We start from the raw sequence: 15,835 nt of genomic DNA on the forward strand, positions 1-15,835 counted from the left end.
ACGGTCCGAACATGGGCATCGACACGTCGAGACGGCCATGTGCGCCGACGATGAATCCCAGTCGCGAATGTGCACGACAGAGCCGTGCACGACCGGGCAAGAGCCTCGATTGGGATTATCCGACTCTTCGCATTTTGGCGTGTAAGGACCCACCCAATACGATAACTGCACTAAAAGGACAGTTTTTGGCAAATATTTTCTCTGAAAAGCTGTCCTTTTAGTGCAGTTATCCGGCACTCAGCTCGAGCGATCCGACAACAATGCGATGATGCGGTCCGAAACGGCTATGGTCTCGTCGGGGTTATGCACACGAATCGGCATCGTACCGGCCAGAGCGGCAGGATAATCATTGCCTTCGGGGTCCATGCGGTCGCCGATGAACATCATGTCGTGCACGCTGACACCCAGAATCGAGGCAAGTTCACGAACCGCATACGCCTTGTCGATACCGCGCTCAGAAATATCCACGCTGGTGGAACCGCCGGAACGAACCTGAAGATGAGGCAGATCAGCGGCGACTGCCATGGCCAGGGCATTCTTCTTCTCATTCGTCGGATCCCAGGATTCTTTGACCTCTACAGGGGCCTGCTGCCCCATGGCCGAGAAGGTGATCTGACTTCCTCTGTCCTCGATGCGGTGCCCCCAATGGCGTTCTTCCCATATGCCGAGCTCCCGCGCATGCCGCTCCAGTGAAGCGATGGCCTGCACACGATCCTGTTCCGCGAGATCGTGCGCATAGACGCACACCCATTCGCCCTCCTGCCAACGAAAATACCTGGTACCACTCGTAGGCATAAGATGCAGTCTGGATCTGTCCGGAGGCGTATCCAGACCATCCAGCACGTCAAGAACCTGAGTCCTGAACTGTTCGAATCGCCCACCGGATACGATTGCCACGGTGCTCAGATGCGTCAGGGCGGCGAGTCGACGGCCCATCTCCTCGGTCATGCGCATCTTGGAACGCGCGAGCGTGGTATCAAGATCGAAAGCGATAACGCGCACTTTGGCGCACATCGACTCGATATCAACGTCCTGCCATGATTGGGCGATGGTGATGGCTGCCTGAGTGCTCATGATGTACGCTCCTGAAACGTCGAACAACAACATCAGTCATCGTAGTACATAGCAAGTGAGGAACGGAATTGCCACCCGGTGGCGCAAGGCTCTATGGTTGCCATATGACGTATCGCGCACCCTGGCTTCGCAGCACCAACCGCAACAGACACGGACGGGGTATGCGGCGACCGATGTTCGGCACCCGCCTGCCGCATTACCGTACGGCCTCGGGCATGTTCGACGACATGGTGGCCGGCCAGCTCAAACGCCTGGGCACGGCGTGGCCCGACCTGATGAAGCCCGTGGAATTCGCGGTCGAGGACGTCCCGCCGTCTATGCCCACACCTTGGGATGACGAAGATCGCACCTTCTCTCAAGGTTTCCCGTCCAATCACGGCATTCCCGCACGCATAGTGCTGTATCGCATGCCTCTGCAGATGCAGACCAAGGACAGAATGGAAATGCAGCTGATGATCAGAGATGAGCTGGTCATGCGGCTTGCGCAGCTCTATGGACGCAGACCCGAGGAAATAGACCCTTCTTGGGGGCTGTGAGAGTTACCGCACTATTCCAGGGGTCTGGTCGGCATGAATCAACGCGGTCCGAGGCATCAGCGGGGTCTGCATGATGAATCCCAGTCCCGCGACCTTCGCGGCATCAACGTCCGACTGCGTCACCCGCGCAGCCCAGACCATCGTCTGGCTGGCATCATCAAGCGTAATCGAGGCGATGCCGTCGCCGAACGAGGATGCGTCGAGACTTTTCGCCGCATTTCCTCCGAGTGTGACCTTCTGAACCGCCAGCGCCTTTCCCGACGCATCATAGCCTGAAAGTGTCGCTTCGGCCTGCTTGTTTGTGGTATTCGCCAACACCAATGCAGCCTTGACGTGGTCGGGTATGGTGATGGCACTGGACTTCACGGCCGTATTCGATGCGATCAGACCGAAATCCTGCTGTGCGCCGTCTCCCTTGACCGTGCTGACCGCATTCGCCTGCAGAGCCTCGTCCGAGGTAATCGACACGCCAAGCGCATCGTCAGGGGCCTGCCCAAGGTCCACCACTTTGACCTGCTGTGCGGTTATCGGGTAGCTGTGCGTCTCACTCAGACCTTTTTCAGTCATCCATGACACCTGCGCCGTCGTATCCGCTTTGGCGAAGATGTTCAGGCTTACGGCGTCGTCATGTATCGACCCAGGCAGCACGAGATTCTGCGAGGCATCGTCCGTCGGAACGGCGTATTCGATTCCATGAGGATTCAATCCGTCCATCTCGGCGATGCGCACGACGGATGCGACGGGAGTTTCCTTGCTGCTGACGGTCATATATGCGGCATCCTGATCCGAGGCAGCGGCGGATACGTCAAAGACGCTTTCCTTGCCCGCCCCAACCGTGATGGTGCTCCCTGTCGACAATGCGATGCTGCCGCTGTTCTTGCTCCCCCAGATGCGAATGTTCACTGATGTCGACTTGGATGAGGGATTGGCCACCACCAGCTGCTGGGTGCTGCCCGTTTTGGTGCCAGGCAACAGGAAGGACTGATTCAGACTCGGGCTGACGCAGTTCGATGCAGCAACGCCTCTGAGGTCCCCTTCACTCGCCCACGAGGCGACGGATGAGGCCGAACCCTCACCCGCCGACGCCTTCAACAGTTGTGTGGTCTGCAGCAACGATGATTTCTCGACGGATGCCGATGACATGAGCACGCTTGCCTCATCCAAAGGATCGGAGTCCTGAAGGCGGGTGGTGCTGTCCGCATTGTCAATTGCCGTCACGGAAGAGTCGAATACCGATCCGAAAGCCGCCTGTCTGGCCGAGGATGCGACATTTCCTTCGGAAGCCTGGTATGCCGAATCACCGTACGTACCCGAATCGGCCAGTTTCATCTGTGCCGGGCAGTAGGACTGAATGATGTTCTGGCTTACTCGATGCTGCACCTCGGAAGCACCGCTTCCGACACCGTCGAGAAGAGTCTGCGGAGGATGCACAACGAGCAGCAGCACTGCCAGCAAGACGATGATGACCGCCGTCAGCGCGCCAAGTGCAAGCTTGCCGATTCGAGCGCCGATACGCGTACGGTCTGAAGTCGTGACGCTCATGATTGCTCCCTTCTTGTTCGTTGTGCTCGTGGAACTGCCACCAGGCAATAGGTGATGGAGATGAAGGCGAAGCAGCACAGCCATGCATATCGCCAGGGGTTCGCGGCGGCATTGCGCTCACCGACGAGGTCAATCCCCTGATCGGCGGTATCGTCCGACGTCAGTCTGAAATAGGTCCCGTTCACGTTGCTGACCACGGATTGGGTGCCATCGCTTGCGGTGATGTTGGATACCAACGTTTCACTGCTCGTTCCCGATGAGTTCGAACCATCTCCGCCACTATCGGCGACTACGAAGATGCCCCCGAAACCGAGCTTTTCCAAAGACGTGACGGCATCCGCATCGGCGTTCGAGAGCAGCCGCGCGGAAGCCGCCGCAAGTGTCTGCGAATCGGGATCACGGTATCCGGAGGCGGTCGCCGCCCAGGCGGCAGGATCATTGTCGATCAGATCTCCTTTCGCCGTACGCATGACGGAGAAATTCACGTGATTCTCCGATTGCGCCTGCAAAGCGAGGATTCTGTGACCGGGCTTCTGCTCCAGATAATCGATGCCCACCATCGGCAATCCGCCTTGTTGAACAGTCAGGCTGCCTTCCGCCCGCGTGTGCATGATGCCGAACGCACCCCAGAACAACACGCAAGCGGCCATGCACAGCGTCAGCAAGGCACGCCCGATCCGCATCATCAGCGCGGAGGCGCGTGACCCCGACGTCAGTTGAGGGGCATGTGCCGCCGACCCGCCCTTCAACAGAATAAAGGGACGCACCGCACCACCTGACATCACGCATGTACTGGCCAGAATCCCCAGCAATGCCAGGCACAGACCCGGCAACGCGGATCCGGCGACGGCACCCTGCCCATCAACCGCGATCATCACACGGGTCGATATCAGGCTCAGCATCACTCCGCACAGGCTCATCGCCCAGAACATCCGCGTGATACGCAGAGCGAAGGGCAACATCAGGGAGCATGCGGCGAGAACAGCCATCAATGCCAAGGAAGACAGCAACAGCACCTTCATCCAATCGGCATTGACACCCATGACATCTGTAAGACGACCGGCGAACAGCGTGCGATGCAGCACGTCCTGCAGACTGGACACCTGCGGCGTTCCGTTGAGCGTGGTGCTGGGAACCAACATGTCCCCGAACAGCTGACGCCACGCTCCCGCACCGAAATAATGCACCACATTGACGAGAGTGGGTGCGATGGCGAAGGCGGACGGCAGAGGAATCAGCAGCAGCATCATACGATGCTGTCTGACGGCGACCAGGAAGAACATGAAGATGACCACCAAAGCGAGCACCAGCTGAGGCTCGGCAAGAACCACCGGTATGAAGCACAAGGCTGCGAGCGCCGCACACTGGATAGAGGAGTGTGGAGTGTTGGGTTCCTCCGTGCGGTACATGCCGACGGCTCTGAGGGTGAAGGCGATGCTTGCCGGCAGAAACATCATGACGAGCAGCATGGCGATATTGCCGTTCGCGTACAGGCCCAGTGCCCAGGCGACCGAGCACCACAGCAGACCCGCCACGGCACGTACGGGATTGGAACGCGTTACGGTTCCCGCCAAAGCCCAGAAGGACAAGGCCATCACGGGAGCGGATGCGAAGAGCAGCAAGGCCACAACCGCAGCCATGCTTCCTCCCGTCAGAATTCCGCCGACCATCAGCGCCAGCAGATACGGCGCAGGCGGGACGGAAAGGCCGGTTCCCAGGGCATACGACCATGAGACGGTCGAGGCCTTGGCGGTCTGAAGCCATGTGGCAGCCGTCGGGAGCAAAGCGTCGGATCTCACCGACCCGCCGAGAAACACGCCGGTGAGCACATCCCATAGCACAGCGACCTCGACTACCGCAGCGATGACAATCATGCCCAGCGCCCACAGACCCCTCCGTCTGAGCTGAAGCCGGAGATGCGCTTTGGCCAAGGGGCTCAGCAGCGGGACAGTCCCCTGTTGCTCGAAAGCTCGGGTACGTTCACGCCATCTGGCGATTTGCTGTCGACTGGCTTGCAGCATGTGCAGCTTGCCGGCAGACACGACGGTATGCCCCACCAGCTTGCGTCTGGCCTGCGCGGCCTGCGGGAATCGCGCCAGCATACGCCAGGGCTGCCAGAATTCACACCATGCCTCATACGGCGCCTTGCGAAACATCAGAGTGAAGAACATCCCGAAAGCCACGAAGACACTGGCTATCCACATCAGGGGCCACAGCACGATACGGTTGTCCGTATAGCGGTACTTGGTTCTGGCATCGGCCACGAGCATGGCACTGCTGATCGGATATCGCTCGTCAACGCTCTCGCCCGCACGGTCTCTGACGCCTTCGAATCTTGCACGCCGATGCGCTATGACCGCACCGGGAACCACGAGCACACGGCCTCCGCTAAGACAGACACGTCTGCAGAAGTCGGTGCCCTCCCCGAAGCTTCCGAACCATGAATCTATACCGGAGAGCTTTTTTGAGCGTGCTCAAAGGGAGCAGGGCGCCCGCGAGAGATACCGCGAAGACATCCTGTCGGGCATCGTATTGTTCCTGATCCGGCTCTCCATCGACGACCAGGCTGACGGTCTGATGCCTTCCGGAGTATTTGCCGACGCCATGGAGCCCTTCACCGTCCCAGCCGACCTGTTTGGCGCCAAGAATCGAGGCGCCAGGGGCATTGCGCCAGGCTTGCACCAGCGTATCCAGGCATTCGGGATCGCGGGGCCTGGAATCGTCGTGCAACAGCCACAGGGCCTTGACCTGTTCCGGCAGGTTGGCATAGGCGAGAGCCTTCTCTATCGCGGCACCGAAGGAGGTAGCGCCCTTGGCTCTGACGACCTGAATCTGCAGTGTCCTGACGTGCGGGAAACCGCCTTTATGAGTGGTGGAAGGTGTCAGCACCTCAATTGCCGAATACAAGGGTTCGGTGGTCTGACCGGAACAGTCGGCGATAACCAGGACCGAGGGCAGCACCCGCTGTTTGAGCACAGCCTGGACGGTCCGGTCGAAATACTGCATATCCTCGCCGACAGCGATTACGGCAGCCACGCTTTCCTCAACATCCTGCCGATGCATGCTGGGCTCTTGTGCAAGGATTGACGTCAGCGTTCTCTGGACGTCCGAAGGTGCGGATGCAACAAAACTCATAGTCCCAGTGTACGCATGACCGATGCCGTCATGCCGGAAGCACCCTGCCGAGCTCAGATCTGTTCTTGGGAACGCGCTTTCTTGTAGCGCCTGCGCTCACGCTCGCTCATACCGCCCCATATGCCGAAACGCTCGTCATGGTCGATTGCCCATTGCAGGCATTGCTCACGGACCTCACATCGTGCACAGACCTTCTTGGCCTCACGGGTGGACCCGCCCTTCTCGGGGAAGAAGGCTTCGGGATCGGTCTGGGCGCACAGGGCTTCGTGCTGCCAGGACAGATCGGTATCGGGAGCGAAGAGGCCCCACAGTCCCTTTTCGGACGTCAGTGCATTCTCGGACGACAGTGCATCTGCAGATTCGTCAGCGGAATCATGCGCCGCGTCATCAACGACTCTCCACATGTCGAACCCCCCTCAATCGCAGAGGACAAACGCCCACTGTACTTGTTAAATTACACATGTGTGACTAGATAAAGTCAAATTCTCAGCTGTGTCAATACTCACATTTGCGAGATTTCGTGTTATATGGCAAATGTGCGCATTATGGGCAACTTCGCCCTCTATCAGCATCTATTCAGACTCCCGAATGGTACATAACATACAATCTAAGGGTTTATATAGTCGAGAGACTTCGTTTGCATGGATGAATGCCACGTCTGTGTTATGTCAGGAGGCGCAAGAGTGACGTCACGGACCACCCGGAATGCGAAACTGCCTAATGTCAGTGGAGGCAGTTCCTCCAAACCCAAGCACAGCCACGGCTACATCTCACAGCACCGTGCACTGAGCGTCGTGGTCTCCGTCCTCCTTGCCGTATTGGCCTTCGGCGGCACCTTCGCGGCGGCGACGTATCTGGATATTGACGGACTCATCCATGAAAAATCCATTCCCGTCCTCTCAAAAAACGGAGACAAGGAATCCCCAACCACAGTCGATGAGTATGCGGGCAAAACACTGAACATTCTGATATTGGGACAGGATTCACGATCTGGTGCGGAAAACGCCTCCATCGGCGGGGCCGATTCATCCACCGTCGAGAACCACCAGTCAGACACAGCAATGGTCATGCAGATTTCTGCCGACCGGTCATATATCAATCTGGTCTCGATTCCCAGAGACTCGCTCGTGAACGCCCCCAGCTGCCAGACGACCAAGGGGACGGTACCTGCACGGTACAACGTCATGTTCAACTCCATCTTCGCCACCGGATACTCCACAGGAGGAGACATCGCCTCGGCTGCGAGCTGCACGCTGACGGCGGTCAACGCGCTGACCGGACTGGATATCAGCAACTTCATCGTCGTCGATTTCAGCGGGCTGAAAAGCATGATCGATGCCATAGGCGGAGTAGACGTGTGCATTGCCCAGGACGTTTCCGACAAATACACCAATCTCACCCTGTCGAAGGGCTACCAGCATCTTTCGGGACTTCAGGCCACGCAATACGCCAGGATGCGGCACGGAACCGGCACCGACGGGTCTGACATCATGCGCACCACACGACAGCAGTATCTGGTTAAAGCACTGCTCAATGAGGCCTTGTCGAAGAATCTGCTGACGAACTCGTCACAGCTCTACCAGCTTTCGAAAGCGGCAATCTCGTCCCTGCAGCTCAGCGAGGGACTGGCAAGCACCACCGGTCTCGCCGGTCTGGCCATGAGCCTGTCCAAAATCAACTCCTCTCACATCTATGCGCAGACCATCCCCATCAAAGCTGCGCCTTCGGACCCCAACCGTGTGGTCTGGTCGAGTTCCGCAAAAGAGGTCTGGGCCAAGTTCCAGCAGGCCATCCCATTGACGCAGAGCACGGCAGGCACAAGCACTCCGAGCGCTTCGGCATCGGCCTCCTCGTCAGCCTCGGCAGACAGCTCAGCATCAAGCAGCGCCTCGGCGAGCACCGAAGCATCGTCGAGCAGCTCGGCAAGCGCCTCATCGAGCGTCAACGCCAAGACCGGACTGATCACCGATGCATCCGGCCAGTTGATAGACCCGGCGACCGGCGGCATCGTCGACCCAGAGACCGGAACGATACGCGATGCGAACACCGGCCAGTACATCGGCATCGCCGACAGGTATCTGCAGACCACGGTATGTGGCGTTCCTGCGCAGGAATAGCACCCCCAACACCACCCACACACTGCACTGTGTTATTTGTTTCTGCAGAGTCTTTACGACGGAGGTTACATGGTGCAGGAATCCGGTGATAACGAAACATGGGACAACCCTCCCAGTTTCATGCCTTCACGTGGCACAGGGCATCCGGCGATGCACAGGCCTGCCACGGACGGCTCGGCATCCGAACCACCGAGCTTTTCTCCGCGCCACAGATCGAGCACGCAGGGAAGCTCGCCATCCCCCGCACGACGTCCGCAACGCACAAGCGGCTCATCCCGTGTCATCGGTACAGGGAATACCCCATCCTCGAGCAGGGCACGTGCGAACTCCACGAATCTCAGCGGCAGAGGCAACGGCACCTATGCCAAAACCTCCAATACCCGCAGTCATGATGCCCATGGCCGAACGGCGTCGGCAAAACCCTCGGCCCTCAAATCCTCAAACAAGTCGCATCCCAAGAAGCACGGCGCAGGCAGAATCATCAGCCGCATTCTGGTGGTGCTCATCATCCTCTTCGCCCTGCTGGGCATCGGCTTGTGGAGCTGGGTGAACGGGCAGCTTAACAAAAAGGACATGCTCACCGACGCCGCCGATACTCCGGCATCAACCTGGCTGATTCTTGGGTCGGACGAGCGCGACGGCACCTCAGGAACAGGCACGACGGCAGACGCTCCAGGATTCCGCACCGACACCATCCTGGTGCTCACGAAGCCGAAAAGCGGCCCCAGCTCGCTGATTTCGATACCACGAGACTCCTTCGTCACCACGCATAACACCAATGTGAAAATCAATGCGGTCGCGGAACTCTTCGGCTACAAAGCACTTGTGGAGCAGGTGGAGACCATCAGCGGCCAGAAAATCGACCATGTCACGATGATCAAGTTCGGCGGGCTGGAAAAGGTCGTCGACGCACTTGGCGGGGTTGAACTCTGCTACGACAGCACGGTGAAGGACGCGTATTCCGGACTGGACTGGACCGCTGGATGCCATATCGCGGACGGTGCCACGGCCCTGGCCTTCTCACGTATGAGGTATTCGGACCCCCAGGGTGATTTCGGACGAGCGAAACGCCAGCGGCAGGTCATAGCCGCCATTGTGTCGAAGGCCAGCAAACCCTCGACGCTGATGAACATTTCGGGCACGAAGAAGCTAGCCACCGCCGCGCTGTCGGCCATCGTCGTCGACGACAAGACGAATCCATGGACTCTGCTGCAGATGGCCCTCGCGTTCAAGGCGGCATCGGGTGGCGAAGGGGTCACCGGAAGCGTGTATTGGACCGACCCGGATTACTATCCAGGCGGCGGAGTCGGCTCCACAGTGAAGCTCGACAAGAACCGCAATCTCACCTTGTTCGCCCAACTCGCGAACGGAGCCCACGCAGCGGGCACCGTAGGCGGTCAGGACTAACCGCACCAGATCCTGCCTGGCCTCCGTCTTCGTTCGCTGTCTACGGCCACACGCATGCACATCGAGACTGTGGCGGGCACATCGGCGCACAGTCGGTACAGCTGGCTGCCTGTCGCACCTCGGTTAGGTGACAATGCAATGCATGACCTCCTCATACCGACGCAGAAAAGCCCCTCTCGGGGGTACCGATGACTCACCGGCTTCGAACACGACCACGGCCAACGCCGCCGCTGAGAGCCGTCCTGTTCATCCTTCGACAGGTACATCAGTACTATACGGGGCGCTGCCGCTTCTCAGTCAGCTGCTGATTCTGATGTATGCGGTGCACCAGGGACATTGGATTATGGCGGTCACCGGCTTACCGGTGATATGCGGATATCTTGCACAGCTGATTCCCTCCGCTCACTCCACGGGAGGTGCAAAGCATTCTGCCTCCGACTCCGAAACCACGGTCGTGGGCGTCTCGGATTCCCCTGGTGCGGAATCGGACCAGAGCACGCAGAACGAGGCGCGCGTCACTGACATCCCTCTCGGCAGTTTCTACGAGGAACTTGGTTTGAGCCCGTTTACCACAGACTCGCAACTCTGGCGTCGACTTGTGGGCTTATGGATGGGCTCCTGCGATGTCGGCGCTGCTGGACTCTCCGCAACACCTGTTCCCATCGAAACCGACCATGCGGTGCCACTCGGCATGACCTCCTGCGGGAGCCTTGACATCAGTCTGCCAAAGCATGGTCCGCACGCCATGGTGGCAGGAACAACGGGCTCTGGGAAATCGGTGCTGCTGCATCATTGGTGTCTCGCCCTGGCGGCTCGTCACTCGCCGCGCGCTCTGAATCTGGTGCTACTCGATTTCAAAGGAGGTGCGACCTTCCGCACGCTCTCCCATCTGCCACACACGGTAGGATGCGTTTCCGACCTGGATCTGTCGCACGCGCTTCGGGCCCTGAACGGCATCGAAGCGGAACTGAGACGCCGTGAACTGCTGTTGCACCGTCTTCAGGTTTCATCCTATGAGGAACTCAAGAACCCTCCTGCTCGGGTGGTAATCGTCGTGGACGAGTTTCACGCCCTCCACCAGCAACTGCCCGATGCCGAGGAGCGGCTTGGACGCATCGCATCCCTGGGCCGTTCGCTGGGTATGCATATCATCCTGAGCACCCAGCATCCTCTCGGACAGATAAGCTCCCAGATCAAGGCGAATATCGCGCTGCGTATCTGCCTGCGTATGCAGGATGCCATGCAATCCATAGATGTTCTCGGTGACGCCATTGCAACGGAACTTCCCGGAACAGCAGCGGGCTACGCCTACTGCCGTGACGCGAACGGTCTTCATGTGTTCAGAGGATTGACTGTTCGCCAGCCCGAACGCCTGATACTCGCCATGAACACGGCGTGCCGTTTCCTCCGCCATAACCGTCCGCAGGAGCTGTTCACTCCCCCGCTCCCGCATCTGCTCCACGCCGATATGCTCCTAGATGTCGATTCGTCGACGACCGACGGCAGCACGCAGGCCAAGGTACCCACCGCCAGAATCGGTCTGCAGGACGACGGTATGAGGACGAGACTTTGCACCTTACGCTTCGACGGTCTCAACGTCGCGGTCATCGGACCGCCCGGCAGCGGCAAAAGCTCTCTGCTTGCGGTCATCGCCGCAGAGTTGCGCAAGCAGGAAGGCGTCGACGTCACCAACATCGAGGACTATGACGCCATTGCCGGAACAATCCGTGCCATACCCACTCACACCAACGACGCAATCGCTTCAGACGGCGTTCCCAAGCCGCAATCGCCGACGTGCTTGCAACGACCAGACGAAGTCATCATCGGCGAATTCCACGCATCCACTCAGCATTCGACCTCGCGCAGAAGATTCACCGTCATACTGATAGATACGGCGAGTGACGTCTCTCATCGTTTCGACCATCCGCTGGCATCGGCAGGTGTTCAGCGTGTCCTGCAATCGGATGATGTCAGCGTGGTATTCACGTGCGAGAGCATGTCACAGCTACCCAGAAGCGAGAGTTTTCCATGGCGCATCGTCTTCCCCACCGGCGAACACGACAGGGACGTGATGTCCGGTATCCCTCGATGCCTGTTGTCCGTGATGCGCAAAGATGAGTTCGGACTGCCTGGCCGCGGCTTCATCATGAGGAACGGCAACGCCGTTGCCTTGCAGTGTGTGGGCTTTGCCCGGCCGGGTGAACGGCCGTCATCAGCCGTTGCATTGGAGCTTGAATGAAGTGTCTCCGAGGCCGGCGGAATCCTTCGCCGAGCACGCACAGCCCGCCTTAGGTCTTGAAAAGTCGCCATTTTCGTGCTTTCCTATGTAAGGACTCGGATTTGCCGGGTAATGAAAGCGAAAGAAGGCGACAATGAGTAGTGCTTTTGATTGGCGCGCCAAGGCAGCATGCCGCGATAAGGATCCCGAGCTCTTCTTCCCGGTCGGAAACACCGGAGCTGCGTATCAGCAGATCGAAGAGGCGAAGGCCGTATGCCGTACCTGCAAGGTCATTGACGCGTGTTTGAAATGCGCCCTTGACACGAACCAGGATTACGGCGTGTGGGGTGGCCTGAGCGAGGATGAACGTCGTGCGCTCAAACGTCGGGCCATGCGTGCTCGTCGCTCACAGGCGATGCAGATGCAAGCCTGATACGCACAGCAGAGCAATGCCGATTAGGGCCGTGGGCCGCCGATGGCGGTTCACGGCCCTAATCATATAAGCGGCGAATGAGATAACTGCACTAAAAGGACAGTAATTCGGGTGGATTGTTACCGAATTACTGTCCTTTTAGTGCAGTTATCTTCCAGAAGACCTCTCCGACACTGAAAACGGACTACACCGCAGACTCCTGCGCTGCGCGCAGTTTCATGTTCAGCACCACCCTGGTGCCGCCTTCACGCCTTGGCTCCCATCGCACCGAGCCTCCGAAATCGTTGGTGACGAAGGTGTTGATGATCTGCGTACCCAGGCCCGAACCACTGCTGCGAGCCAGGCCACCCGCCGACTCCGAACTGTATCCATTCCCGTCATCCTCGACGACCACGCTGAGATTGTTTCCTCCACGGCCTACGGATATGGTGATGTTGCCCTCGTCCCTACCTTCGAAGCCGTGCTCCACGGCATTGGTCACCAGCTCCGTAAGCACCAGTGACAACGGTGTGGCATCCTGTGCAGGCATCATACCGAACTTGCCCATGAAGGAGATGCGGATATGCTGTTCCTGCGTGGTCGCCAGGTCCACGCTCATCTTCAGCAGACTCGAAATGACCTTGTCGAAGTCAACGACCTCATCGGCGGTCTGGCTCAGACCCTCATGGACCACGGCTATGGTCTGCACCCTGCGTTGAGCCTCTTCCAGCTCCTTGCGCACCTCCGGCAGCTTGGTGCGTCTTGCCTGAAGTCTCAGTAATGCGGAAACGGCCTGCAGATTGTTCTTGACCCGATGATGAATCTCGGAAATCGTGGCGTCCTTGGTCTTCAACTCCTGCTCACGTCTATGCAGCTCGGTCACATCCCTGCAGAGAATAACCGCTCCGATGCGTCCTGAATCGTTGATCAGCGGCAGTGAGCGTATGGATACGGCCGAACGGCTCGCGTCAAGTTCGGAATCGATTGCGGCCTTGCCGCTCAGCACCAGTGGCAGGGATTCGGGAACCGGGTCGTTCTCACGAATCAGCGAGGTGCCTATCTCGCTGAGATACCGGCCTTGCATGGTGTCGATTGACCCCAGTCTTCTGAAGCAGCTGATGGCGTTTGGCGAGGCATACCTCACGATGCCTTCGGCGCTGAGAATGATGAATCCATCCGACACCCTGGCGTTATGCCTTTGGTTCAGCACCGAATCGATGTACGGGAACTGCCCACGGGGTATCATTTCGAATAATTCCTTGCCCGCGTCGATGCTTTCCGATTCGTATCGACCATTCGACTCCCGTGTGGCCATATTGGTCTCGCGCACCACAAGTCCCAGGGTCTTGCCCTGATGCTTGACAGGAGCATAGACATCACAGACCACGGCCCTGCCTCGAGTGCGCAGCGTGTTCGAACGGTAGATGGATTCTGATTCCATGGCCGCATCGAGCTCCGCGGTAAGAGAAGGCGTGATTCTCGTACCGACGACATCCTCCGAGCGTAGTGACATCACGGTCGAAGGTCTGCACTGTTCGGCAACGACATAATGCCCGTCTCCCGTCTGCAGGACCAGCAGCAGGTCGGCAAAGCTCAGATCGGCGATGACCTGCCAGTCGGCAACCAGATGATGCAGCCACTCGCGATCTTCGTTATTGAAATCAGGGCGGGTGGCAAGGATGTGAGTGAAATCGGCCATGCTCTCCATCATAAGACCGGGGACCAATTTTCGAGCTTGCGCGACACTCACAGGAAAAAGCACTTATCATCCTGTAAGCTACGGTAACGTAGGTTACGTTACCGTAGCTTAGATATGAAAGGCGGCACACATGAGCGCAAGACGTCCAGAGCCTCAAACCGGCAGTGAGGACTTGGCAGAGCGCATGTCATCCCAGACGTCCACGAACTCCGGCATCCAGAAGTCCGCACACACCCACGATGCGGTGGCGCTGCAGCGCGCAACAACCATTCGCGAACGGGCGAGAATCAGAGCACAGCGCATCATCGACAAGGCCGACGCCAAAGCGTCCAGTCTCGAAGAGACCGCAGGCAGCGACACCACCTCTGAAGGGACGCCTTCAGACCCACCACGTCAGACACGAGTACGCCTTGACGTCCATGGCCGCCCGAAGCCCTTGCTTCGCGGATGGATTCACGCGGTAACCACCCCACTGGCACTCGCCTCCGGCATCGTGCTCATCTGCCTGAGCCCCACCACCTCGCTCAAGTGGGCGTGCGCCGTGTTCATGGCCTGCTCGCTCATTCTGTTCGGCAATTCGGCTTTATACCATCTGGGCGATTGGTCGCCGAAAACAACCGACCTGCTCAGACGAATCGACCATGTCAACATCTTCCTGCTTATCGCAGGCACGTATACTCCCGCCGCATTCGCACTCTCGCTCGCTTGGCAACGGGTCATCATCATCGGACTGTGGTCCTGCACCGCGGTCGCCATGCTGGTCCATGTCATATGGATCAGCGCACCACGATGGCTGTACACCGTGGTCTACATCATCTTCGGCGTTTCCGGAGTAGGCTTCCTGGGATTGTTCTGGCAATCCCCCAGCGCCGGACCTGCAGTTGTCTGGCTTATCGTCGCAGGCGGCATCTGCTATATCGCAGGAGCAGTCGTATACGCCCTACGCTGGCCGAATCCATGGCCCAGGGTATTCGGATTCCATGAGATATTCCACTGCGGCACGGTTGCCGGGTACGCCTGCCACGTGGTGGCGATATTCCTCGTGGTGTGCAACATTCGGTAAAGCACCCGCATAATACGATAACTGCACTACAAGGACAGCTTTCGCCAAGAATTCTTAGCGTATTGCTGTCCTTGTAGTGCAGTTATCTAAGCGTATGACGCAGATGCCTTAGAGCTCTGCGGTCCGCCACCTCACTCCAATGGTTTTGCATCAAGGATGCGGACGGATATCTCCTTGCCGTTCGGAGCCTTGTAGGAAACCTCATCCCCTGACTTGCCGCCATTGATGGCCGCTCCGATGGGCGATTCGGGGCTGATGACATCGTAATGCGTGGCAACGGCGATATCCCGCGAACCAAGCACATAGGTCATTTTATTCCCTGCAAGCTCAAGGTCGACGACCGAGCCGTTACCCACGGTTCCAGCCTCCGGAGCCTTGAGAATCTTCGTGTTGCGCAGCTTCACGATGAGCTCGTTGATACGTCCCTCGTTCTTGCTCTGCTCCTCACGTGCAGCCTGATAGCCACCGTTCTCGCTCAGATCTCCCTCGGCTCTGGCAGCTGCGATGCGCTCGGTGATCTCCTGACGAATCTCACCCTCGCGACGGGCAAGTTCCTGCTTGAGCTTGTCGTATGCATCCTGCGTCAGCAGAATGGTCTTTTCCTCTGCCATGATTCCTCCTTGAACTATCCA

Annotated in this window: 13 protein-coding genes; 6 read left to right on the forward strand and 7 right to left on the reverse strand. The window is 58.5% G+C overall.

Translation table 11 applies throughout. The annotated features are described in order from the left end of the window. Positions 1-237: 237 nt before the first annotated feature. Positions 238-1,074, reverse strand: coding sequence for an HAD-IIB family hydrolase (locus DB51_RS06240; protein WP_051867467.1), 837 nt, complete (start codon positions 1,072-1,074; stop codon positions 238-240). 104 nt (positions 1,075-1,178) lie between these two features. Between DB51_RS06240 and DB51_RS06245 the strand changes: the two genes are divergently transcribed. Then, positions 1,179-1,610, forward strand: coding sequence for a metallopeptidase family protein (locus tag DB51_RS06245; protein WP_084674595.1), 432 nt, complete (start codon positions 1,179-1,181; stop codon positions 1,608-1,610). 3 nt (positions 1,611-1,613) lie between these two features. Here DB51_RS06245 and DB51_RS06250 read toward each other — a convergent pair whose 3' ends face one another. From DB51_RS06250 to DB51_RS06260, 4 genes are read right to left on the reverse strand one after another with little or no spacing between them, the layout of a single operon-like run. Beyond that, positions 1,614-3,152 carry a DUF5719 family protein gene (locus DB51_RS06250; RefSeq protein ID WP_034252620.1) on the reverse strand — a complete coding sequence of 513 codons (1,539 nt, stop codon included), beginning with the start codon at positions 3,150-3,152 and terminating at the stop codon, positions 1,614-1,616. Next, positions 3,149-5,530, reverse strand: a complete 2,382-nt coding sequence (locus DB51_RS06255) for a glycosyltransferase family protein (protein ID WP_051867334.1) — start codon at positions 5,528-5,530, stop codon at positions 3,149-3,151. The genes DB51_RS06250 and DB51_RS06255 overlap by 4 nt, the downstream gene beginning before the upstream one ends. 10 nt (positions 5,531-5,540) lie before the next feature. Next, the gene (locus DB51_RS10440) at positions 5,541-6,287 is read right to left on the reverse strand and encodes a glycosyltransferase family 2 protein (protein WP_051867335.1); all 747 of its coding nucleotides are present in this window, start codon (positions 6,285-6,287) and stop codon (positions 5,541-5,543) included. A gap of 53 nt (positions 6,288-6,340) precedes the next feature. Next, positions 6,341-6,691, reverse strand: coding sequence for a WhiB family transcriptional regulator (locus tag DB51_RS06260; RefSeq protein ID WP_084674596.1), 351 nt, complete (start codon positions 6,689-6,691; stop codon positions 6,341-6,343). 279 nt (positions 6,692-6,970) lie between these two features. Between DB51_RS06260 and DB51_RS06265 the strand changes: the two genes are divergently transcribed. The 4 genes from DB51_RS06265 (at position 6,971) to DB51_RS06280 (ending at position 12,462) form a co-directional block, all read left to right on the forward strand. After that, positions 6,971-8,404, forward strand: coding sequence for an LCP family protein (locus DB51_RS06265; protein ID WP_434735141.1), 1,434 nt, complete (start codon positions 6,971-6,973; stop codon positions 8,402-8,404). 69 nt (positions 8,405-8,473) lie between these two features. Then, positions 8,474-9,811, forward strand: coding sequence for an LCP family protein (locus tag DB51_RS06270; RefSeq protein ID WP_034252622.1), 1,338 nt, complete (start codon positions 8,474-8,476; stop codon positions 9,809-9,811). 142 nt (positions 9,812-9,953) lie between these two features. Continuing rightward, positions 9,954-12,050: an FtsK/SpoIIIE domain-containing protein gene (locus DB51_RS06275; RefSeq protein ID WP_051867337.1), complete on the forward strand. Its 2,097-nt coding sequence runs from the start codon at positions 9,954-9,956 to the stop codon at positions 12,048-12,050. Positions 12,051-12,183: 133 nt separating this feature from the next. Then, positions 12,184-12,462 (forward strand): WhiB family transcriptional regulator, encoded by a 279-nt coding sequence (locus tag DB51_RS06280; protein WP_033495370.1) that lies wholly within the window; start codon positions 12,184-12,186, stop codon positions 12,460-12,462. 184 nt (positions 12,463-12,646) lie between these two features. On the opposite strand, the gene DB51_RS06285 is transcribed toward DB51_RS06280, so the two are convergent. Beyond that, positions 12,647-14,140, reverse strand: coding sequence for a sensor histidine kinase (locus tag DB51_RS06285; RefSeq protein WP_034252624.1), 1,494 nt, complete (start codon positions 14,138-14,140; stop codon positions 12,647-12,649). Positions 14,141-14,324: 184 nt separating this feature from the next. On the opposite strand from DB51_RS06285, the gene trhA reads away from it, so the two are divergent. Continuing rightward, positions 14,325-15,203, forward strand: coding sequence for a PAQR family membrane homeostasis protein TrhA (gene trhA, locus DB51_RS06290; protein WP_034254017.1), 879 nt, complete (start codon positions 14,325-14,327; stop codon positions 15,201-15,203). Positions 15,204-15,334: 131 nt separating this feature from the next. Here the strand turns inward: trhA and DB51_RS06295 are convergent, their stop codons facing one another. Further along, positions 15,335-15,814 (reverse strand): GreA/GreB family elongation factor, encoded by a 480-nt coding sequence (locus tag DB51_RS06295; protein ID WP_034252625.1) that lies wholly within the window; start codon positions 15,812-15,814, stop codon positions 15,335-15,337. Between the last annotated feature and the right edge of the window lie 21 nt (positions 15,815-15,835).

The sequence above is a fragment of the Bifidobacterium crudilactis genome, from assembly GCF_000738005.1.
Classification (GTDB): Bacteria; Actinomycetota; Actinomycetes; order Actinomycetales; family Bifidobacteriaceae; genus Bombiscardovia; species Bombiscardovia crudilactis.